Source organism: Pseudomonas sp. JL3 (genome assembly GCF_031570575.1).
Lineage (GTDB): Bacteria > Pseudomonadota > Gammaproteobacteria > Pseudomonadales > Pseudomonadaceae > Aquipseudomonas > Aquipseudomonas cucumis.
This window is the reverse complement of record NZ_JAKWJK010000024.1, coordinates 57,454-77,359: the sequence shown is the minus strand read 5'-3', so window position 1 is coordinate 77,359 and position 19,906 is coordinate 57,454. Positions and strand designations below refer to the sequence as shown.

Genomic DNA, 19,906 nt, shown 5'->3' with positions numbered 1-19,906 from the left:
ATTATAGACTTCCAGAATCTGCCGTCAACCTCTAATTACGCCTTTCTATCAATAACTTGCCGAAAGCCTGATAACTGCACATTTCTTTCTATATAGGAGAGCAAAACCAGCCCTGCTATATAGAAGGAATCCTCAGAGCACTCCAGACGCCTTGAACCCGGCAACGACGCCGGCATCCAGACCCAACACCCGCTGCAGAACCTCCAACGTGTGCTCACCTAACAAAGGAGGCGCACTACGGTACTCCACCGGAGTCTCGGACAGACGTATCGGGCTCGCAACCTGCGGCACCATCCCGGCCAAAGCATGAGGCAACTCAATGGCCAACCCCCGCGCCTGAACCTGAGGATCGGCAAACATCTGAGCCAGATCATTGATCGGTCCACATGGCACGCCTGCCTGCTCCAGCTGCGCCACCCATTCGGCAGTAGTCTTGAACACGGTCGCCTGGCGGATCAGCGGAATCAGTACTGCCCGGTTAGCCACCCGCAATTTGTTGGTCGCAAAACGCGGATCATCCGCCCACTGCGGCTGACCAGCCACCTGCGCAAACTTGCGGAACTGCCCATCGTTACCCACGGTGAGGATGAAATCGCCATCGGCCGTAGGAAAGTCCTGATAAGGCACGATATTCGGGTGAGCATTGCCCAGGCGTTTAGGCGAAACGCCTGTAGTCAGGTAGTTCATCGCCTGATTGGCCAGACAAGCCACCTGAACATCCAGCAATGCCATGTCTATATGCTGACCGCCACCGCCCTGATCCCGATGAGCCAAGGCCGCCAGGATCGCTACCGTTGAATAGAGACCGGTCAAAATATCTGTCAGCGCTACACCGACTTTCACCGGCCCCGCCCCCTCATCTCCTTCGGGACGGCCAGTCAAACTCATCAGACCGCCCAAGCCCTGGATCATGAAGTCATAGCCCGCACGCTTGGCATACGGACCGGTCTGGCCGAATCCGGTGATAGAGCAATAGATCAGCTTCGGATTAATCGCCTTGAGCGACTCATAGTCCAGCCCATAAGCCGCCAGACCACCGACCTTGAAATTTTCAATGAGGATGTCCGACTTCGCCGCCAACTCACGCACCAACTGCTGCCCCTCTGGCCGCGTGAAGTCGATGGTCACTGATTGCTTGTTGCGATTAGCGGACAAGTAATAGGCCGCCTCGCTGGTGTTCTCGCCATAGGCATCTTTAAGGAACGGAGGCCCCCAGGCGCGCGTGTCATCGCCATTGCCCGGGCGCTCGACCTTGATAACTTCGGCGCCAAGGTCCGCCAGGATCTGCCCGGCCCAAGGCCCGGCAAGCACCCGCGATAAATCCAATACCCGTAGATGCGAAAGCGCGCCCATGACCGTTCTCCTATTAATAGAACGCCTGGATGCCAGTCTGCGCGCGACCGAGGATCAGAGCGTGGACGTCATGCGTACCTTCATAGGTATTCACCACTTCCAGATTGACCAGGTGCCGAGCGACACCGAACTCATCGGAAATACCATTGCCACCCAACATGTCGCGTGCCATGCGGGCGATGTCGAGGGATTTGCCGCAGGAGTTGCGCTTCATCATCGAAGTAATCTCGACGGCTGCAGTGCCCTCATCCTTCATACGCCCCAGACGCAGGCAGCCTTGCAGCGCCAGAGTGATTTCGGTCTGCATGTCAGCCAGCTTCTTCTGGATCAACTGTGTGGCCGCCAATGGACGACCAAACTGCTTACGATCCAGGGTGTACTGGCGAGCGGTGTGCCAGCAGAACTCGGCAGCGCCCAGTGCCCCCCAGGAAATGCCGTAACGCGCAGAGTTAAGGCAGGTAAAAGGACCTTTCAAACCACGGACATCCGGGAAGATGTTCTCTTCAGGGACAAACACGTTGTCCATGACGATCTCGCCAGTGATGGATGCACGCAGGCCAACCTTGCCGTGAATCGCCGGAGCACTAAGGCCTTTCCAGCCCTTTTCCAGAACAAAACCACGGATGTCGCCCGCGTCGTCCTTGCCCCAAACCACGAACACATCGGCGATCGGGCTATTGGTAATCCACATTTTGCTGCCCGTGAGGCTGTAGCCACCTTCCACTTTGCGTGCACGAGTAATCATCGCGCCCGGGTCGGAACCGTGGTCAGGCTCCGTCAGGCCAAAGCAACCGATCCACTCACCCGAAGCCAGCTTCGGCAAGTACTTCTGCTTCTGTGCCTCGGTACCGAATTCGTTGATCGGCACCATGACCAGCGAGGACTGCACGCTCATCATCGAGCGATAGCCGGAGTCGACACGCTCGACCTCACGGGCAATCAGACCGTAGCTGACGTAGTTCAGGCCGCTGCCACCGTATTGCTCAGGAATGGTCGCACCCAACAGACCCACTTCACCCATCTCGCGGAAGATCGCCGGATCGGTCTTCTCATGACGGAAAGCTTCGAGAACGCGCGGCGCGAGCTTTTGCTGAGCGAATTGCTGAGCGGTGTCGCGAATCATGCGTTCTTCTTCAGTGAGCTGTTGATCCAGCAGCAGGGGATCGATCCAGTTGAAGCTAGCTTTACCACCCATGAGTGAGTCCTCTCGAATCGGGTCAAAAAATAACGTGGAGTGATCCTAGGCCGGGTTTGGCTTCACGACAAACGAGGATTTTGCATACTGTTGTGCTAATTTCTCACTTCGTAACGTCGCGAAATAGCTTATATGCGATGTATTAGTGAGGTTGATGTACATGCGCCGGAAAATCCCCAGTACAACCGCCCTGATCAGTTTTGAAGCTGCAGCGCGCCACGAGAGCTTTACCAAGGCCGCCCAGGAACTTTCCCTCACACAGGGAGCGATTTGCCGACAAATCGCCAGCCTAGAGGAGTTCCTCGGCGTCGAACTATTCCGACGTTCTCGGCGCGGAGTGAAGCTGACGGAGGCCGGGCTTTCCTACAGCCGCCGAGTAGCCACCCAACTCGACGCGGTTGAACGCGACACTTTGTCAGTGATGGGCCAGCAAGGCGCCAACATGATCGAGCTGGCGGTGGTGCCAACCTTCGGCACTCAATGGCTGCTGCCTCGACTCAAGGATTTTCAGCACAAACACCCGGAAGTGACGGTCAACCTCACCAATCGCACGCGCCCCTTCCTGTTTGCCGACACCGACTTCGATGCCGCGATCTATTTCGGCGACGCCGACTGGCCGGGTACTGAATCCCACAGGCTAATGGGCGAAAATCCGATGCCGGTGTGCAGCCCCACGTTACTGGGAAAAAAAACCAATCTGACCCCCGGTGAAATCGCCGAACTGCCCCTGCTGCAACAGACCACACGCCCTTATGCCTGGCGCCAGTGGTTCAACTCTCAAAACATGAATATCCCGCGAGACATGACAGGGCCGCGTTACGAGCTATTCTCCATGCTTGCTCAGGCTGCGATGCACGATATGGGGATCGCGCTGATTCCACCGTTCCTGATTCAGCGCGAATTGGCAGAGAAGCGCCTGGTGATTGCCAACGCCCAGGCACTATCGAGCATTAAGGCCTACTACCTGATGATTCCCGAGCGAAAGGTCGAATCAGCCTCTTTAAGGGCATTTCGCGATTGGCTGGTGAATCAGGCACAAAGCTACAGCCTAGAAGGATAAAGGCTCGAACTTAATAGCTGACCACGTAGTCAGGAAGACAAAAGCACTACAGATATAAGTATTTGTCGCATATTGGAAGACTGTACTGAGGAGTAGCACAAACGTCCTACAAAGGCCTGAATACGTGGCCTTGAGCCTCTATTGGCAGGCAATGACGCCTCATTCACCGTGCCGATGTATAAATTCTTGAATTTTGGACAGAATCCTCACAAGCCACGGCCTGCAAGGGATTGCTCCGACAAGTGCGACATTCGGTCACGGGGTGACTTGTAGTTAATTTTCCGTCACCCGTCATAATCCCTTGAAGGGCACAAAGTTCGCCTGCAAAATGCCGCGCCCCGCCCTGATTTGGCGGGATCGTGCTGATCGGCCGCCCCAGCCGCACCATCCGAAGTGCCTGGGTTTACTCAATAAGATCACGCAGGAGATTTGACGTGCACATTGGTGTTCCTCTCGAAACCCAGACGGGTGAAACACGGGTTGCTGCAACCCCGGAAACCATCAAGAAGCTGATCGGCCAGGGTCATAAAGTCACTGTGCAAAGCGGCGCCGGTATTAACGCCAGCGTCGTCGACAGTGCTTATGAAGCGGCAGGCGCGACCATTGGCAGTGCCAATGATGCATTTGGCGCAGAGCTGATTCTCAAGGTGGTCGCCCCCAGCGACAGTGAACTGACGCTGATAAAAAGCGGCACCGTTGTGGTGGGCATGCTCAATCCGTTCAGCAATGAAACCATTGCCAAGATGGCAGAGTGCGGCATTACCGCGTTTGCACTGGAGGCCGCGCCGCGCACCTCCCGCGCTCAGAGCCTGGATGTGTTGTCCTCCCAGGCGAACATCGCCGGCTATAAAGCCGTGTTGCTGGCTGCTCACTACTACCCACGCTTCATGCCGATGCTGATGACCGCTGCGGGCACCGTGAAAGCGGCGCGTGTGCTGATTCTTGGCGCTGGCGTAGCCGGTTTGCAGGCGATTGCCACGGCGAAACGTCTGGGTGCAGTCATCGAAGCGTCCGACGTGCGTCCTGCCGTGAAGGAACAGATCGAATCCCTGGGTGCGAAATTCGTCGATGTGCCGTACGAAACCGATGAAGAGCGCGAATGCGCCGTCGGTGTCGGTGGTTACGCACGTCCTATGCCGGCCAGCTGGATGCAGCGCCAAGCCTTGGCCGTGCACGAACGCGCCAAGCAGGCTGACATTGTCATCACCACCGCACTGATCCCGGGCCGCAAGGCGCCGACACTGTTGAGCGCCGAAACCGTGGCGCAGATGAAGCCAGGCTCGGTGGTCATCGATCTCGCGGCAGCCCAGGGCGGCAACTGCCCGCTGACCGTGGCCGATCAGGTGGTCGTCGAAAATGGCGTGACCATTTGCGGCCCGACTAACCTGGCCGGCGCCGTTGCGGCCGATGCTTCGGCGCTGTACGCGCGCAACCTGCTGGACTTCCTGAAGCTGGTCTTCAATAAAGAAGGCCAGTTTGAAGTGAACCTCGAAGACGACATCGTCGCCGCGTGCCTGATGTGCCGCGACGGCCAAGTCATCCGCAAAAACGCCTAAGCAGGGATTCAGACGATGGAAGAGCTTATCTCCCCCGGTATCTACAACCTGATCATCTTCGTGCTGGCGATTTATGTCGGTTATCACGTGGTGTGGAACGTTACACCTGCACTGCACACGCCGTTGATGGCCGTGACCAACGCCATTTCGGCGATTGTGATCGTCGGCGCCATGCTGGCGGCAGCTTTGACCGTGACCCCACTGGGCAAGACCATGGGCACCCTGGCGGTGGCTCTGGCGGCAGTGAACGTGTTTGGTGGTTTCCTGGTCACCCGTCGCATGCTTGAGATGTTCAAGAAAAAAGCCCCGAAAGCCGTAAAAGAAGAGGCGCCCAAGTAATGAGCATGAATCTGGTAACGACGCTCTACCTGATCGCGTCGATCTGCTTCATCCAGGCCCTCAAAGGCCTGTCGCACCCAACCACGTCGCGGCGTGGCAATGTCTACGGCATGCTCGGCATGGCCCTGGCGATCCTCACCACGGTCGGCCTCATTTATAAGCTGGGCGCAGAGCTTGCCACTGCGGGCATCGGTTACGTCATCGTCGGTCTGCTGGTCGGCGGCACCGCCGGTTCGATCATGGCCAAGCGCGTTGAAATGACCAAAATGCCGGAACTGGTCGCCTTCATGCACAGCATGATCGGTATGGCCGCAGTGTTCATCGCTATCGCGGCGGTGGTCGAGCCGCAATCCCTGGGCATCGTTAAACACCTGGGTGATTCGATTCCGGCGGGCAACCGTCTGGAGCTGTTCCTCGGCGCGGCCATCGGTGCAATCACCTTCTCCGGTTCGGTGATCGCGTTTGGCAAGCTCTCGGGCAAGTACAAGTTCCGCCTGTTCCAGGGCGCACCAGTACAGTTCAGCGGGCAGCACAAACTGAACCTGCTGCTGGGTCTGGCGACGCTGGCGCTGGGTGTCACCTTCATGTTGACCGGCAATCTCAGCGCGTTTGCTCTGATGCTGGCCCTGGCCTTCGTGATGGGCGTGCTGATCATTATCCCGATCGGCGGCGCCGACATGCCTGTCGTGGTGTCGATGCTCAACAGTTACTCCGGTTGGGCAGCAGCGGGTATCGGCTTCTCGCTGAACAACTCGATGCTGATCATTGCAGGCTCCCTGGTGGGCTCAAGCGGTGCGATCCTCTCGTACATTATGTGCAAGGCGATGAACCGTTCGTTCTTCAACGTGTTGCTCGGCGGTTTCGGCAACACAGCAGATGCCGCTGGCCCGGCAGGCTCGAAAGAAGCCCGCCCGGTGAAATCCGGTTCGGCTGACGATGCCACCTTCCTGCTGACCAACGCCGACACGGTGATCATCGTTCCGGGCTATGGCCTGGCAGTGGCTCGCGCGCAGCACGCATTGAAAGAGCTGACCGAGAAGCTGACCCACCGCGGTGTGACCGTGAAGTATGCGATCCACCCGGTTGCGGGTCGGATGCCTGGCCACATGAACGTATTGCTGGCCGAGGCCGAAGTGCCTTACGACCAGGTGTTCGAGATGGAAGACATCAACTCCGAGTTCGGTCAGGCCGACGTGGTGCTGGTGCTCGGCGCCAACGACGTGGTGAACCCGGCCGCCAAGAACGACCCGAAATCGCCGATTGCCGGCATGCCGATTCTCGAGGCGTTCAAAGCCAAGACCATCATCGTCAACAAGCGCTCGATGGCCAGCGGCTATGCCGGTCTGGACAACGAGCTGTTCTACCTGGACAAGACCATGATGGTTTTCGGCGACGCCAAGAAAGTCATTGAAGACATGGTTAAAGCCGTCGAGTAAAAACCTTCGGCAATTTGAACGCCCCGACTCGTCGGGGCGTTTTTGTTTGTGTCTGTTACCGATCCTGTAACGGTGTTTTGTCTGAAATACCCAGAATAGACACCTCGAATGCGACCTTGGTAGCGGGACGCAGGCTCATCAAATTCACTAGACTGCGCACCTTGCTTCCGTTGCCCCGAGAAAATAATTATGTACCGTGACCGTATTCGCTTGCCTTCGTTGTTGGACAAGGTGATGAGCGCCGCCGACGCTGCCGCTCTGATTCAAGACGGGATGACCGTCGGTATGAGCGGCTTTACCCGAGCCGGCGAAGCCAAGGCTGTGCCTCATGCACTCGCCGAACGCGCCAAGGTCACGCCGCTGAAAATCACCCTGATGACCGGTGCCAGCCTGGGCAACGATCTCGACAAGCAACTGACTGAAGCCGGCGTACTGTCGCGACGCATGCCGTTCCAGGTGGACAGCACCCTGCGCAAGGCGATCAATGCCGGCGAAGTCATGTTCATCGACCAGCACCTGTCGGAAACCGTGGAACTACTGCGTAACCAACAACTCAAGCTACCGGACATCGCGGTGATCGAAGCCGTGGCAATCACCGAGCACGGCCATATCGTACCGACCACCTCGGTAGGCAACTCGGCCAGCTTCGCGATTTTCGCCAAACACGTGATCGTCGAGATCAACCTGGCTCACAACCCGAATCTCGAAGGCCTGCACGACATCTATATCCCGACCTACCGGCCAACCCGCACGCCTATTCCGCTGGTGAAGGTCAACGACCGCATCGGCAGCACCGCCATTCCGATACCGCCAGAAAAAATCGTGGCGATCGTGATCACCAACCAGTCCGACTCCCCGTCCACTGTCTTGCCGCCAGACAGCGACACCCAGGCCATCGCCGACCACCTGATCGATTTCTTCAAACAAGAAGTGGCTGCCGGGCGCATGACCAACAAGCTCGGCCCGCTGCAAGCCGGTATCGGCACTATCGCCAATTCGGTGATGTGCGGCTTGATCGACTCGCCGTTCGAAGACCTGACCATGTACTCCGAAGTGCTGCAGGATTCGACTTTCGATCTGATCGACGCTGGCAAGCTGAGCTTTGCTTCGGGCAGTTCGATCACTCTGTCGAGCCGGCGCAATGCCGATGTATTCGGGAATCTGGAGCGCTATAAGGACAAGCTGGTGCTGCGCCCCCAGGAAATCTCCAATCATCCTGAGGTGGTGCGGCGCCTGGGCATTATTGGCGTCAACACTGCGCTGGAGTTCGACCTGTACGGCAACGTCAATTCCACCCACGTCTGTGGCACGCGGATGATGAACGGTATAGGCGGCTCCGGCGATTTCGCGCGCAATGCGCACCTGGCGATCTTTGTCACCAAGTCGATTGCCAAGGGTGGCGCGATTTCCAGCGTGGTCCCCATGGTCAGCCACGTCGACCACACAGAACATGACGTCGACATTCTTGTGACCGAGATAGGTTTGGCCGACCTGCGTGGCTTGGCACCGCGTGAGCGCGCCCGGGTCATCATCGACAACTGCGTTCACCCGGACTATCGCCCGGCCTTGAATGACTACTTCACTGCCGCTTGCGCAGTCGGCGGGCATACTCCGCACATCCTACGTGATGCCCTGAGTTGGCACATAAACCTGGAAGAAACCGGGCGCATGCTGGCGGTGTAATTGATACAGATTGCAGCTGACGCAAACACAGTTTCGTCAGCTCACAGAGATCACACTCCGATCCGTAAAAAACTGTACTGCTGTACCGGTCTTTTCCTACGGCATCTGCCTACCTTTTGCGTTGAAATGAGCAAAAACGCACCTAATTAGTGCGCACAAGTACAGTTGCCTCAATTTAGACCAGTACACTGCCTTTTAACAGTTAACTGGTCTCTCACAATACAGGGGAACTGTATCTACAGAGAGTAGCCAAACGAGAGGATCATTGGCATCAGTTAAACCACTACCTAATCCCGCCATAAGCGGAAGGATGTCAACCATGGAACGTACACTCAGTTCCGAACTGTTCTTCGAAGACAAAGCTGTAAACACCCAGGCCTCCATGCCTCTGCGCGTTCTCGCCAACCTGATGCTGTGGCAGCGCCGCATCTCCAGCCGCCATCAACTGGCTCGTCTGGATTCGCGTCTGCTGGCTGACGCAGGGATTAGCGAAGCACAACGCTACGAAGAGCTGAGCAAGCCGTTCTGGCGCTAAGTTAGCTCGCTGGCTCTGATCCTCCGGATCCACCGCCAGCAACCCGAATTGAACAAACAAAACCCGTCGTGGGAAACCACGACGGGTTTTGTCGTTTTGGAGCTTCATATCCAGTGTACAGAAGAGATAGCCACTGACAGGTACAGTTTACAATTTATGTAAATTCAACCAGTACAATTTTATCGTAGTGTCCCTGTGCCCGCGGGTGTAACAGGGTCAACATTGACAACGAAATGGCAAACCGTTCTGGCGATAATTTCCCCCTTTCCGGACTGGGGCTGTTCTAACCGATATGCACAGGCCTAATATCCAGATAGAACGTGGCGAACGCTTTACGACAGGCGTCTGATCTGCGCCACCTCTCAATCGGTCTATTCAAAGGAGCTACACCATGTCTCGTCTTCGTCTGCTCAGCGCTGCCGCCCTGCTTGCCATGGCTGCCAATTCCCACGCCACCAGCTTTATCGTGACCACCGATTCCATCGTTGGTGGCCTGAAGGCGTCTTCCGACGCAACGTCGGATGTCTCGTCGTCCTTTCGTGACGACAAAATCGTCCGTGCTGCTCGTGACGATGCCGCCAGCTTCGTCGCCAGTGAAGGCGCCATTCGTGGTGTGAAACTGGAAAGCGCTCTCGACCATATCCGCCAACAGACGCCACAACTGAATGCGACCGACGCACAGCTGGCCCAAGCCATCCTGACGATCTAAGCGACGGCTCTGAAGTGGGACACGCGCGTCGTGTCCCAATGTTTCGGCGCTGGCCCTAGCCCGGGCATTGCGCTAGCCTTGGGACTCGCTTTCAGCTATCGAGTCTCATGCGTTTTCTTTCAAGTCTTTCGATCACTGCGGTTTTTTTTGCGGCTTTCTGGTCGGGCCCGGCCCATGCCTTCGATGCTTTCAACCTGTCAACGCAAGGCACCGTGGCCAGTGGTTATGCCAGCAGCATGGTGACCTCCGCCCCCTTCGACCATAAACTGCTGATCGCCGCCCGGGATGACGCTGCCGCGTTCATTGCCAGTGACGGTCAACTGCGAGGATCACAACTGGAGGCCGCCTTGATTTACCTGCGCCGGACCCAGCCAAAACTTCATGCCAGCGACCTTGAACTGGCACAGGCAATTCTCGTCCAATAGATATCCCTTGTTCCTCCGGAGTCGTTCCATGCGTAGCCCGCTGATTGCTGCCACCCTTGGCCTGCTGTTGTTGGCCGACGTGGCCCAGGCGCAAACCCTGGTAGCCACCAGTAACATCATCATTCGTGCCTCCCAGCGCTCGCTTGATTTCACATCCGATACCACCACGTCCATCCGTGACTCGAAGATTGTCCGTGAAGCCCACGACGATGCGGCCAGTTTCGTCGCCAGCGACGGTGAAATCCGTGGCGCACACCTGGAGGCGGCCTTCGACACCTTGCGCACCCGCATACCGGAAGCCCGGGACGCCAGTGATCAGGTTCTCGCCGAAGCCATCCTCGCACTGTGAAGTCATTAGGCGCCTGGCTGCTGGCCGGGGTTGTGTTGCTGCTCGGCAATACGGCTCAGGCCGGCCTGCAATTACGGCTCAAAACCGACGGTCTGAGCCCCGCGCAACAACAGGCCAGTCAGGCGCTGCTCGATGAAGCCATGCAGACGTTACCGCCGCGCTTCATCGAGCAACTGGACCGGCGCATTGACGTCGGCTGGACCGACGACATGCCGAGCGATGCTTACGGCCAGGCGTCGCTGGTGTCCGAACTCGACCTGAATCGCAATTTGCTCGCCAGCCTCACCAACGGCAGCGCCGCGACCCAAAAAACCTATCGCCCCCACGGCACCGTGCGCCGGGAAATGCTCGCCACGGTGTTGCACGAACTCACCCATATTTATGACCGTGCGCGTCTGTGGCCAGACGCCGAGCGCACGCTGATCCAGCGCTGCAAGCAACGCAACAGCAGCTCCGGCCTGATCGGCATCCCCGATCAATGCCGCGGGCAGACGGAACGACGCTGGACCCTCAGCGATGACCCTCGTCTACTGGATTTGGCCGGCTGGCCGCAATACGTCGGTCGACGCGGCGTGCGTGAACAACACAACCGGCAGATTGCCCGCAGCCCGGACATCTACGAGACGAGCAGCCCGAAGGAGTTCGTCGCGGTCAACATGGAGTACTTCCTCCTCGACCCAAGCTATGCCTGCCGTCGTCCTGCGCTGTATCGCTACTACAAAGAACATTTCGGCTGGGCGCCCGCCGCCAAAGACACATGCGCCCAATCATTCGCCTTCCTCAATGCGGGTAACGACTTCGCCAAGCAGCCCCTGGGCCAGGTCGATCCGGAGCGGGTTTACGCTGTTGACTACCTACTGGCAGAAGCCAACCAGAACTGGGTCAGCCGCTGGGGCCACAGCATGCTGCGACTGGTGATCTGTGCACCGGGTCGGCCGCGCGGGCCGGATTGCCGACTGGATCTGGATCAACATCTGGTGTTGTCCTACCGCGCCTTCGTCGGTGACCTACAGCTGTCGAGCTGGGATGGGCTGGTGGGTAAATACCCGTCACGCCTGTTTGTCTTGCCGCTGGCCCAAGTGATCGACGAGTACACCAAGACCGAACTGCGCAGTCTGGCCTCGGTGCCGCTGAACCTGTCGCGGAGCGAGGTCGAAGACGTGGTGGAACACGCCGCGGAGATGCACTGGAGTTACGACGGCAACTATTTTTTCCTGTCCAATAACTGCGCAGTAGAAGGCCTGAAATTACTGCGCAGCAGCACCAACCATGCGCAACTGGTGGGCCTCGACAGCATCATGCCCAACGGTTTGCTGGAAGTGCTCAAGGGCCGCGGGCTGGCAGATACCAGCGTATTGGATGATCCCCGCGAAGCACTGCGTCTGGGCTATCGCTTCGACTCCTTCCGCGAGCGTTATCAAGCGATGTTCGAAGTGCTGAAAAAGCATTTGCCGATCAAGCAGGACAAGGTCGAGGACTGGCTGTCCTTGAAAGCTGATGAGCGCCGCAAATGGATTGACCAGGCTGATTTGCGCACCAGCGCGGCGTTGCTGCTGCTGGAGCAGGCCAGTTTCCGTCAGCAGATGGTGCTGGCCCAGGACGAAGTGAAGCAACGTTATCTGGGCGCTCGGGAATTGAAGAATGGCGGCATGGATAAAGCCAATGCGACCTTGCAGGAGATTCTCGCCAACAGCGGCTTCCTCAGCCGTCCGGCCGAACTGCTCGGCACCGGTGGTTATGGTCTGCCGCAGCCGAACGAGTGGACGCGCCTGGAGTCGGAAAGCAGCCTGCGCCAGAAGCAGTTGCAAGCACTGACCGGGGATCTCGACAAAGAAGTCAGAGCACTGCTCGAACCGAGTCGTGCCGCTGAGATGGCCGCCAACGAAGCCAATCTGAAGCAGGTTGGCGAACATTTGCGTAAGCTGCACAAGGCTGCAGGTGGGTTGGAATTGCCCTGAAGGCTGAGATCTTTTTGTATTCAGCCCCCGACAACAAAAAGGGCTTCAGAACGTAGTCCTGAAGCCCTCGGTCTTGCTGTTCAGTCTGTGACGCGAGCTCTAATTCCTCTGTATCAAGAACTTTACCTTCAGCTGACCCGCGCTTTACGCACGCCGTCGGACAAGGCCGCGCACAGGCTGAGTACGCCCTCCACAGCCTGATCCGGCGTCGAGGCATTGGCGATGTGATCAATCAACGCCGACCCCACTACCACACCATCAGCCAGACGCGCGATGGACGCCGCTTGCTCCGGTGTGCGGATACCAAAACCGATGCTGATCGGCAGATCGGTATGGCGACGCAGACGAGTGACGGCTTCTTCGACATGTTCCAGAGTCGCCGCGCCCGCACCTGTCACGCCCGCCACCGACACGTAGTAAACAAAGCCGGAACTGCCGTTCAATACCGTCGGCAAACGCACATCATCAGTCGTCGGAGTGGTCAGACGGATGAAGTCCAGGCCCGCCGCCTGTGCCGGGTCGCATAGCTCGGCGTTATGCTCGGGCGGCATGTCGACCACGATCAGGCCATCGACACCGGCCTCTTTGGCTTCAGCGATGAAACGCGGCACGCCGTACATGTGAATCGGGTTGAAGTAACCCATCAGCACCAACGGCGTTTCGCTATTGCCTTCGCGGAACTCGCGAACCATTTGCAGGGTTTTCGCCAGGTTCTGTTTGGCGCCCAAGGCACGAATGTTCGCCAGTTGAATCGCCGGGCCATCGGCCATCGGATCGGTGAAAGGCATGCCCAGCTCGATCACGTCGGCGCCCGCTCCTGGCAAGCCTTTGAGGATTGCCAGAGAGGTGTCGTAGCTCGGGTCGCCCGCGGTCACGAAGGTCACCAGGGCGGCGCGGTTCTGTTCCTTGAGTTCGGCAAAACGCGTTTGCAGGCGGCTCATCAGTGTTTCTCCTGCTTGGATTGCTCTTGTTGAGAGTGTTCCATGTGGTGCATCACGGTCTGCATGTCTTTATCGCCACGGCCGGACAGGTTGACCACCATCAAGTGATCTTTCGGCAGCGCTGGTGCGCGTTTGAACACTTCAGCCAGGGCATGGGCGCTTTCCAGTGCAGGAATAATCCCTTCCAGACGGCAGCATTTGTGGAACGCGTCGAGGGCTTCGTCGTCGGTCACCGAGGTGTACTGGACGCGGCCGATGTCATGCAACCAAGCGTGTTCCGGGCCGATGCCCGGATAGTCGAGGCCGGCGGAAATCGAGTGAGCGTCGATGATCTGGCCGTCATCGTCCTGCAACAGGAAAGTACGGTTGCCGTGCAGCACGCCCGGTACACCGCCGTTCAGGCTGGCCGCATGCTTGCCGGTTTCGATGCCGTAACCGGCGGCTTCGACGCCGATGATCTCGACGCTCTTGTCATCGAGGAACGGGTGGAACAGGCCCATGGCATTGGAACCACCACCGATGCACGCCACCAGACTGTCCGGCAGACGGCCTTCCTGGGCTTGCAACTGCTCGCGGGTTTCCTTGCCGATGACCGCCTGGAAGTCGCGAACCATGGCAGGGTAAGGGTGTGGGCCGGCCACAGTGCCAATCAGGTAGAAGGTGCTGTCGACGTTGGTCACCCAGTCACGCAGGGCTTCGTTCATTGCGTCTTTGAGGGTGCCAGTGCCAGCGACCACCGGGATCACTTCGGCACCCAGCAGCTTCATGCGGAACACATTGGCTTGCTGACGTTCGATGTCAGTGGTGCCCATGTAGATCACGCAATCGAGGCCGAAACGCGCGGCCACGGTGGCGGTCGCCACGCCGTGCATGCCAGCGCCGGTCTCAGCGATGATGCGCTTCTTGCCCATACGCCGCGCCAGCAGGATCTGGCCGATGCAGTTGTTGATCTTGTGCGCGCCAGTGTGGTTCAGCTCTTCGCGTTTGAGATAAATCTTCGCGCCGCCACAGAACTCTGTCAGACGCTCGGCGAAATACAGTGGGCTTGGACGTCCGACGTAATCACGCTGGAAGTAGGCCAATTCTTCTTTGAACGCCGGATCTTCCTTGGCCGCTTCGTATTCGCGGGCCAGATCGAGGATCAACGGCATCAGGGTTTCGGCGACGTAGCGGCCGCCGAACGCGCCAAACAGGCCGTTGGCGTCGGGGCCGTTGCGCAGATTAGTCTGGGTCATGAGTCGCTCCAGTGGTATTCGAGAGGTGACGATGGGGTTCACTCTACCCCTGACATCCCGCACTGAAAACCGATAAGATCGCCGCAACCTGTCAGGAAAACTCACAGATTCCATGAGCCACGACCTTCCTCCGCTGAACGCCCTTCGCGCCTTCGAAGCCACTGCCCGCCTGAACAGCGTCAGTCAGGCCGCCGAACAGCTACATGTCACTCATGGCGCGGTCAGCCGACAACTCAAGGTGCTGGAAGAACACCTCGGCGTGAGTCTGTTCATCAAGGATGGACGTGGCCTTAAACTCACAGATGCCGGTGTCCGTTTGCGCGATGTCAGCGGTGAAGCCTTCGAGCGACTGCGCAGCGTTTGCGCCGAATTGACCCAAAGCACCGCCGATGCGCCGTTCGTGCTCGGCTGTTCGGGCAGCCTGCTGGCGCGCTGGTTCATTCCGCGTTTGGGGCGACTCAATGCGGACTTGCCGGATCTGCGCTTGCACCTGTCGGCTGGCGAAGGCGATCTCGACCCTCGGCGGCCCGGCCTGGATGCCTTGCTGGTGTTTGCCGAGCCGCCATGGCCGGCGGACATGCAAGTTTATGAACTGGCCAGCGAACGCATCGGGCCAGTCATGAGCCCACGATTCCTCGGCTACGAAAGGCTGCAGAACGCACCGGCAAACGCACTGTTGACCGAACCCTTGCTGCACACCACCTCACGTCCGCAAGCCTGGCCGAGTTGGGCACAGCAAAGCGGCCTCGACGCCAAGGCGTTGAAGTACGGTCAGAGTTTCGAGCATTTGTATTATTTGCTGGAGGCAGCAGTGGCCGGGCTGGGTGTGGCCATCGCGCCCGAGCCGCTGGTGGCCGAGGACTTGAAAGCCGGTCGCCTGGTTGCGCCATGGGGCTTTTGTGAAACCCCGGCGCAACTGGCGTTGTGGCTACCCAAGCGCGCCGCGGACGGGCGCGCTCGGCAATTGGCGCAGTGGCTTAAAAACGAACTGCACCAGACCTCTTAATTACCGCGCTTGCACAGCAGATAGGCCGCGAGCAGGCCCAACGCACCAACGGCGACGCCGGCGGTAGTCCAAGGGTGTTCCTGAGCGTAATCACGCGTCGCAATCCCGGTTTCGCGGGTTTTGACCTTTACCTCTTCATAGGCATCGGCGAGCAGATGGCGCGAATGTTTCAGCGCATTCTCGGCGTTGCTTTTCAGTGTTTTAAGGGTTTTACGCGACTCGTCCGAGGCGTCGTCCTTCAGGCTTTCCAACGATTTCAGCAGACTCTCGATCTCGGCTTCCATGCTTTGCAATGAGGCTTTGCGTAACGAGGTATTGGCCATGGTGGCTCTCCTGCATTGTTGATGAGTGGCGTGTGTTGGTTGGGACTTCAAGAGTTCGAGAAAGTGCAGTAAATCTGAACTTGCCCCCCATTAGTCGACAGAAGAAATAAGAAAAATCACTGCTAGGCTGTATTTCACATCCTTAGGAGAACGCCATGACTGATCATCACACCTACAAGAAAGTCGAGCTGGTTGGCTCATCCACTACCAGCATTGAAGACGCCATCAACAATGCCCTGGCCGAAGCCAACAAAAGCCTCAAGTACATGGAGTGGTTTGAAGTGACCGAAACCCGTGGGCACATCAAGGACGGCAAAGCGGCACACTTTCAGGTGACGCTCAAAGTCGGATTCCGGATTGCCAGTAGCTGAGCTTAAGCTAGTCTTCTGAACTTGCGCGCCGGCCGACTGCCATAGGGAATGGCGAAGCGCTAAGTGGTGAGTGCGCCCGGCTAATGGCAGGATGCCCTCACCTATTGATCCGACCAGGGAGTGCAACCCATGAAGAAGTTTATTTTGGCGATAGGTTTGTTGAGCCTTGCGGGAACAGCCTTTGCCCAGGGCAAGTCGTGCGACGAGCTGAAAGCCGAAATCGCAGCGAAACTGGATGCCAAGGGTGTTTCCAATTACTCGCTGGAGATCGTCGACAAAGGCGCTGCTGCTGACGGAAAAGTCATCGGAAAATGTGAGAAGGGCTCCAAGGTAATCGTTTACAAGCAAGGCTGACTTCCCTCAAAAATGAAAAAGCCGACGCAATGGCGTCGGCTTTTTTGTGGATGCCGCTTAAGCATCAGCCCTTCATGACCTGCGCCAGCAGTTCATAGGAGTGCACGCGATCAGCATGTTCGTACAGGTCACAGGTAAAAATCAGCTCATCTGCCTGAGTCTGCTCGATCAGCACTTCCAGCTTGGCGCGGATTTTCTGCGGGCTGCCGACCATGGCCAGGCCCAGGAAATCACCAACCGCTTCTTTCTCATGGGGCAACCAGAGGCCGTCCATGGTCTTCACGGGTGGACGCTGAACCAGACTCTGGCCACGCATCAACGCGAGAATCCGCTGGTAGACCGAAGTGGCCAGGTAATCGGCCTGCTCATCAGTATCCGCTGCCACCAACGGCACGCCGAGCATCACGTAAGGCTTATCCAAAACCGCTGAAGGCTTGAAGTGGTTGCGGTAAACGCGAATCGCCTCGTGCATGAATCGCGGTGCGAAATGTGAGGCGAATGCGTAGGGCAAACCGCGCTCACCGGCCAGCTGAGCACTGAACAAGCTCGAACCCAGCAACCAGATCGGGACGTTGGTGCCGGTACCCGGCATGGCAATGATCCGCTGGTCCGGCGTGCGTGGGCCGAGGTAGCGCATCAGTTCAGTCACGTCTTCCGGGAAGTCGTCGGCGCTGCCGGAGCGCTCACGACGCAAGGCGCGGGCGGTCATCTGATCGGAGCCAGGGGCGCGACCCAAGCCCAGATCGATCCGGCCCGGATACAGACTTTCAAGGGTGCCGAACTGCTCGGCGATCACCAGCGGCGCGTGGTTGGGCAACATCACGCCACCCGAACCGACACGAATGGTCGAAGTGCCACCGGCCAAGTAGCCCAGCAGGACCGAGGTCGCCGAACTGGCAATCCCGTCCATGTTGTGGTGTTCGGCGACCCAAAAGCGGTTATAGCCGAATTTTTCGACGTGCTGCGCCAGGTCCAGGGAATTGTGCAGGGACTGGGCCGCACTGCCGTTCTCCCGCACGGGCACCAGGTCGAGGGTCGAGGGTCGAGAACTTGATATCGGACAGTCGTTTCATAAACCTGCTTCTCCAATGGGTAAGCAGGTTTTTTCACGAACGAAAACCTGCCGAGTCTATAAGTGTGTTCTATGCAATGAGGGCATATACCCGAGTTTCAATAGGAGAGACAAAATTCCTACACGATTAGAGGACCGATCAGATGAGGTGAACTTTGCCGGACGGTCTATCCTCAGAACCCTGGTAACCGAAAACCACGAAGGCGCGACGTTTCGCGCCGGATCTTGAGGAGGCAGACATGGCTATCACAAAGAAAGCATCGGCTCATTGGGAAGGTGATCTGAAAACCGGTATCGGCTCGATTTCCACGGAAACCGGCGTCCTCAGAGAAGCGCCCTACGGCTTCAAGGCCCGTTTCGAAGGGGGTAAAGGCACCAATCCGGAAGAGCTGATTGGCGCGGCTCACGCAGGCTGTTTCTCCATGGCGTTTTCAATGATTCTCGGCGAGGCCAACCTTAAGGCCGACAGTATCGACACCAATGCCGAAGTTACCCTGGACCAGGTAGACGGTGGCTTCGCAATCACAGCGGTAAAACTGATTCTCAAGGCGAAAATCCCCGGAGCGACCCAAGCGCAATTCGAGGAACTGAGCAACAAGGCCAAAGAAGGCTGCCCGGTGTCCAAAGTGCTGAATGCGAAAATCAGCCTGGATGCGACGTTGGTCAGCTGATAATGGGTTGATACGCTAGCTGGTAAAAGATCGCAGCCTTCGCGGGCTCCCTTGCGCAGGTTGCGGTCTTTTTTGCCCTGAAACACAACCTGAATGGCGAAACTGTGGTCGAATAAATGACAGCAGCCTTAGCGCATCACCGTGCGCGCTGCCTCAAGGGAGCTTCAACCATGAAACGTTTTGCCTTGGCGGTTATCTGTTGCACGCTGGCCACATCGGTCCTCGCGGCACCGAAATCCTGTGAGGAACTCAAGGCCGAGATCGAAGCCAAGATCCAGGCCAATAACGTCTCGTCCTACACCCTGGAAATTGTCACCAACGACGAAGTTCACGATCAGAACATGGTCGTCGGCTCATGCGACGGCGGCACCAAGAAAATCATCTACCAAAAAAATGACCGTTGATTCGTCTTACATGACGCAGTTAGTCAGCCGATCTTCGGCGACAATTTCCCGCTTGGCGTTGTAGAGCCGGGCACTGGGGGTGAACGCGATAGAACGCGCTTCCAGCAGGTAACGCTGGCCCGCCTCGAAATGGTCGTAGTTGATGGTCAGGTAGCACAGCCGCTCCAGCGGAGCATTCATTAAGCCCGGGCCACCACCAAACACTTCAAAATCGAAACGTACTCTCAGCTCATGGCTTCCCGGGGTGACCTGGAAATAACGCCCGTCGCTCAACCGCTGGTTGTCCAGCCGTTCGGCCATCAGCAGTTTCCCGCCGGGGCTGGGCGTAGCGAAGTCGACCCAGGCCATCTGCGGATCAACCGCCGGCAACGGACTCGTGCAACCGACAAAGGCGCCTGCAGCGAGCAACAGCAACAACCTGTGCATGATGAATTTCTCAAGGACCGATAATTCAGCATAGCGCCGAATCAGGTACGTTGGCAGCCTGCCGGTGTGCCCTGTCCAATCACTTTGCGCTGTTGATCGTAGAGTTTTGCCCATGGCCGAAAGCCGATATTCCCTGCTTGCAGCTGATACCGCTGACCGGCGTTGAAGTCCTTGAATTTCACATTCAGCTGGCAGTCGCGCCACAGCGGCTCGGCGTCGGGGCCAATGTTGGTCGGCTGGACCGCGAACATGTAGCGAACCGTCAGCTCATGGCTACCGGGCTGAACCTCGAAGTAGCGCTTATCGATGGAAGCCTTGTCGTCGACTTCCACCGCTTGCAGCGCGGTGTCTTCCTGCCGTGAATCCAGATCGATCCACGCCTGCGAAGGATCAGGAGTGGGCAATCCGGCACAACCGGCCAGCATCAGCAGGCCTCCTGTCAGCATCAACTTGCGCATAGCGGAGCTCCAATAGGCGGGATAGTCTTGCGGGCAGACTTTCCAGG

General features: G+C 57.9%; 22 protein-coding genes and 1 pseudogene. 15 read left to right on the top strand and 8 right to left on the bottom strand.

Annotated features, from left to right (window positions below; translation table 11 throughout):
* Window positions 1-132: 132 nt before the first annotated feature.
* The gene (locus tag MMG91_RS26845) at window positions 133-1,353 is read right to left on the bottom strand and encodes a CaiB/BaiF CoA-transferase family protein (RefSeq protein ID WP_310661226.1); all 1,221 of its coding nucleotides are present in this window, start codon (window positions 1,351-1,353) and stop codon (window positions 133-135) included.
* Between the two features lie 13 nt (window positions 1,354-1,366).
* The gene (locus tag MMG91_RS26840; protein ID WP_030129615.1) at window positions 1,367-2,548 is read right to left on the bottom strand and encodes an acyl-CoA dehydrogenase; all 1,182 of its coding nucleotides are present in this window, start codon (window positions 2,546-2,548) and stop codon (window positions 1,367-1,369) included.
* Between the two features lie 160 nt (window positions 2,549-2,708).
* Here MMG91_RS26840 and MMG91_RS26835 point away from each other — a divergent pair, with 160 nt between their 5' ends.
* The 10 genes from MMG91_RS26835 (at window position 2,709) to MMG91_RS26790 (ending at window position 12,598) form a co-directional block, all read left to right on the top strand.
* Complete coding sequence (locus MMG91_RS26835) at window positions 2,709-3,608, top strand: LysR family transcriptional regulator (RefSeq protein ID WP_310661225.1); 900 nt, start codon at window positions 2,709-2,711, stop codon at window positions 3,606-3,608.
* 434 nt (window positions 3,609-4,042) lie between these two features.
* The gene (locus MMG91_RS26830; RefSeq protein WP_007902742.1) at window positions 4,043-5,164 is read left to right on the top strand and encodes a Re/Si-specific NAD(P)(+) transhydrogenase subunit alpha; all 1,122 of its coding nucleotides are present in this window, start codon (window positions 4,043-4,045) and stop codon (window positions 5,162-5,164) included.
* A 15-nt stretch (window positions 5,165-5,179) separates the two neighbouring features.
* On the top strand, window positions 5,180-5,503 hold the full coding sequence (locus MMG91_RS26825) for an NAD(P) transhydrogenase subunit alpha (protein ID WP_003187010.1): 324 nt from the start codon (window positions 5,180-5,182) through the stop codon (window positions 5,501-5,503).
* A complete protein-coding gene (locus MMG91_RS26820) occupies window positions 5,503-6,939 on the top strand; it encodes an NAD(P)(+) transhydrogenase (Re/Si-specific) subunit beta (RefSeq protein ID WP_310661224.1) in 1,437 nt (478 codons plus the stop codon). The genes MMG91_RS26825 and MMG91_RS26820 overlap by 1 nt, the downstream gene beginning before the upstream one ends.
* A 189-nt stretch (window positions 6,940-7,128) precedes the next feature.
* Window positions 7,129-8,622: an acetyl-CoA hydrolase/transferase family protein gene (locus MMG91_RS26815; RefSeq protein WP_310661223.1), complete on the top strand. Its 1,494-nt coding sequence runs from the start codon at window positions 7,129-7,131 to the stop codon at window positions 8,620-8,622.
* 319 nt (window positions 8,623-8,941) lie between these two features.
* Complete coding sequence (locus MMG91_RS26810; RefSeq protein WP_253554367.1) at window positions 8,942-9,157, top strand: DUF1127 domain-containing protein; 216 nt, start codon at window positions 8,942-8,944, stop codon at window positions 9,155-9,157.
* A gap of 391 nt (window positions 9,158-9,548) precedes the next feature.
* Window positions 9,549-9,866 (top strand): DUF2388 domain-containing protein, encoded by a 318-nt coding sequence (locus MMG91_RS26805; RefSeq protein ID WP_305504038.1) that lies wholly within the window; start codon window positions 9,549-9,551, stop codon window positions 9,864-9,866.
* Between the two features lie 107 nt (window positions 9,867-9,973).
* Window positions 9,974-10,291: a DUF2388 domain-containing protein gene (locus tag MMG91_RS26800; RefSeq protein ID WP_305447680.1), complete on the top strand. Its 318-nt coding sequence runs from the start codon at window positions 9,974-9,976 to the stop codon at window positions 10,289-10,291.
* 28 nt (window positions 10,292-10,319) lie between these two features.
* Window positions 10,320-10,640 carry a DUF2388 domain-containing protein gene (locus tag MMG91_RS26795; protein WP_305447679.1) on the top strand — a complete coding sequence of 107 codons (321 nt, stop codon included), beginning with the start codon at window positions 10,320-10,322 and terminating at the stop codon, window positions 10,638-10,640.
* Entirely contained in the window at window positions 10,637-12,598 is a 1,962-nt protein-coding gene (locus MMG91_RS26790) for a DUF4105 domain-containing protein (RefSeq protein ID WP_310661222.1), read from the top strand. Before MMG91_RS26795 ends, MMG91_RS26790 begins: the two co-directional genes overlap by 4 nt.
* A gap of 128 nt (window positions 12,599-12,726) precedes the next feature.
* Here MMG91_RS26790 and trpA read toward each other — a convergent pair whose 3' ends face one another.
* Entirely contained in the window at window positions 12,727-13,539 is an 813-nt protein-coding gene (gene trpA, locus MMG91_RS26785) for a tryptophan synthase subunit alpha (RefSeq protein ID WP_258618676.1), read from the bottom strand.
* Window positions 13,539-14,774 carry a tryptophan synthase subunit beta gene (gene trpB / locus MMG91_RS26780; RefSeq protein ID WP_305504034.1) on the bottom strand — a complete coding sequence of 412 codons (1,236 nt, stop codon included), beginning with the start codon at window positions 14,772-14,774 and terminating at the stop codon, window positions 13,539-13,541. The genes trpA and trpB overlap by 1 nt, the downstream gene beginning before the upstream one ends.
* A gap of 112 nt (window positions 14,775-14,886) precedes the next feature.
* Between trpB and MMG91_RS26775 the strand changes: the two genes are divergently transcribed.
* Window positions 14,887-15,780 (top strand): LysR family transcriptional regulator, encoded by an 894-nt coding sequence (locus tag MMG91_RS26775; protein ID WP_305447675.1) that lies wholly within the window; start codon window positions 14,887-14,889, stop codon window positions 15,778-15,780.
* Here MMG91_RS26775 and MMG91_RS26770 read toward each other — a convergent pair.
* Window positions 15,777-16,103, bottom strand: a complete 327-nt coding sequence (locus tag MMG91_RS26770) for a YqjD family protein (protein WP_305424305.1) — start codon at window positions 16,101-16,103, stop codon at window positions 15,777-15,779. The two genes, MMG91_RS26775 and MMG91_RS26770, sit on opposite strands and share 4 nt — an antisense overlap.
* Window positions 16,104-16,258: 155 nt before the next feature.
* On the opposite strand from MMG91_RS26770, the gene MMG91_RS26765 reads away from it, so the two are divergent.
* Together MMG91_RS26765 and MMG91_RS26760 are read left to right on the top strand one after the other, a co-directional pair.
* Window positions 16,259-16,474, top strand: coding sequence for a dodecin (locus tag MMG91_RS26765; protein WP_007902773.1), 216 nt, complete (start codon window positions 16,259-16,261; stop codon window positions 16,472-16,474).
* Between the two features lie 129 nt (window positions 16,475-16,603).
* Entirely contained in the window at window positions 16,604-16,828 is a 225-nt protein-coding gene (locus MMG91_RS26760; protein ID WP_310661221.1) for a DUF1161 domain-containing protein, read from the top strand.
* A gap of 64 nt (window positions 16,829-16,892) precedes the next feature.
* Here MMG91_RS26760 and MMG91_RS26755 read toward each other — a convergent pair.
* A pseudogene (locus MMG91_RS26755) lies at window positions 16,893-17,901 on the bottom strand (LLM class flavin-dependent oxidoreductase).
* A gap of 238 nt (window positions 17,902-18,139) precedes the next feature.
* Here MMG91_RS26755 and MMG91_RS26750 point away from each other — a divergent pair.
* Together MMG91_RS26750 and MMG91_RS26745 are read left to right on the top strand one after the other, a co-directional pair.
* Entirely contained in the window at window positions 18,140-18,571 is a 432-nt protein-coding gene (locus MMG91_RS26750; RefSeq protein WP_038980307.1) for an OsmC family protein, read from the top strand.
* A 170-nt stretch (window positions 18,572-18,741) separates the two neighbouring features.
* Complete coding sequence (locus MMG91_RS26745) at window positions 18,742-18,975, top strand: DUF1161 domain-containing protein (protein WP_310661220.1); 234 nt, start codon at window positions 18,742-18,744, stop codon at window positions 18,973-18,975.
* A gap of 6 nt (window positions 18,976-18,981) precedes the next feature.
* On the opposite strand, the gene MMG91_RS26740 is transcribed toward MMG91_RS26745, so the two are convergent.
* Together MMG91_RS26740 and MMG91_RS26735 are read right to left on the bottom strand one after the other, a co-directional pair.
* Window positions 18,982-19,401: a hypothetical protein gene (locus MMG91_RS26740; protein ID WP_305447672.1), complete on the bottom strand. Its 420-nt coding sequence runs from the start codon at window positions 19,399-19,401 to the stop codon at window positions 18,982-18,984.
* A 41-nt stretch (window positions 19,402-19,442) separates the two neighbouring features.
* A complete protein-coding gene (locus MMG91_RS26735) occupies window positions 19,443-19,859 on the bottom strand; it encodes a hypothetical protein (protein ID WP_310661219.1) in 417 nt (138 codons plus the stop codon).
* Window positions 19,860-19,906 lie beyond the last annotated feature (47 nt).

Excerpts from the sequence above, each read along its gene's own strand:
- trpA (WP_258618676.1), bottom strand. The coding sequence starts at position 13,539 with ATGAGCCGCCTGCAAACGCGTTTTGCCGAACTCAAGGAACAGAACCGC.
- MMG91_RS26820 (WP_310661224.1), top strand. The coding sequence starts at position 5,503 with ATGAGCATGAATCTGGTAACGACGCTCTACCTGATCGCGTCGATCTGC.
- MMG91_RS26840 (WP_030129615.1), bottom strand. The coding sequence starts at position 2,548 with ATGGGTGGTAAAGCTAGCTTCAACTGGATCGATCCCCTGCTGCTGGAT.
- MMG91_RS26775 (WP_305447675.1), top strand. The coding sequence starts at position 14,887 with ATGAGCCACGACCTTCCTCCGCTGAACGCCCTTCGCGCCTTCGAAGCC.
- MMG91_RS26750 (WP_038980307.1), top strand. The coding sequence starts at position 18,140 with ATGGCTATCACAAAGAAAGCATCGGCTCATTGGGAAGGTGATCTGAAA.
- MMG91_RS26770 (WP_305424305.1), bottom strand. The coding sequence starts at position 16,103 with ATGGCCAATACCTCGTTACGCAAAGCCTCATTGCAAAGCATGGAAGCC.
- MMG91_RS26805 (WP_305504038.1), top strand. The coding sequence starts at position 9,549 with ATGTCTCGTCTTCGTCTGCTCAGCGCTGCCGCCCTGCTTGCCATGGCT.
- MMG91_RS26845 (WP_310661226.1), bottom strand. The coding sequence starts at position 1,353 with ATGGGCGCGCTTTCGCATCTACGGGTATTGGATTTATCGCGGGTGCTT.
- MMG91_RS26825 (WP_003187010.1), top strand. The coding sequence starts at position 5,180 with ATGGAAGAGCTTATCTCCCCCGGTATCTACAACCTGATCATCTTCGTG.
- MMG91_RS26740 (WP_305447672.1), bottom strand. The coding sequence starts at position 19,401 with ATGCACAGGTTGTTGCTGTTGCTCGCTGCAGGCGCCTTTGTCGGTTGC.
- MMG91_RS26835 (WP_310661225.1), top strand. The coding sequence starts at position 2,709 with ATGCGCCGGAAAATCCCCAGTACAACCGCCCTGATCAGTTTTGAAGCT.
- MMG91_RS26815 (WP_310661223.1), top strand. The coding sequence starts at position 7,129 with ATGTACCGTGACCGTATTCGCTTGCCTTCGTTGTTGGACAAGGTGATG.
- MMG91_RS26810 (WP_253554367.1), top strand. The coding sequence starts at position 8,942 with ATGGAACGTACACTCAGTTCCGAACTGTTCTTCGAAGACAAAGCTGTA.
- MMG91_RS26735 (WP_310661219.1), bottom strand. The coding sequence starts at position 19,859 with ATGCGCAAGTTGATGCTGACAGGAGGCCTGCTGATGCTGGCCGGTTGT.
- trpB (WP_305504034.1), bottom strand. The coding sequence starts at position 14,774 with ATGACCCAGACTAATCTGCGCAACGGCCCCGACGCCAACGGCCTGTTT.
- MMG91_RS26760 (WP_310661221.1), top strand. The coding sequence starts at position 16,604 with ATGAAGAAGTTTATTTTGGCGATAGGTTTGTTGAGCCTTGCGGGAACA.
- MMG91_RS26745 (WP_310661220.1), top strand. The coding sequence starts at position 18,742 with ATGAAACGTTTTGCCTTGGCGGTTATCTGTTGCACGCTGGCCACATCG.
- MMG91_RS26765 (WP_007902773.1), top strand. The coding sequence starts at position 16,259 with ATGACTGATCATCACACCTACAAGAAAGTCGAGCTGGTTGGCTCATCC.
- MMG91_RS26800 (WP_305447680.1), top strand. The coding sequence starts at position 9,974 with ATGCGTTTTCTTTCAAGTCTTTCGATCACTGCGGTTTTTTTTGCGGCT.
- MMG91_RS26795 (WP_305447679.1), top strand. The coding sequence starts at position 10,320 with ATGCGTAGCCCGCTGATTGCTGCCACCCTTGGCCTGCTGTTGTTGGCC.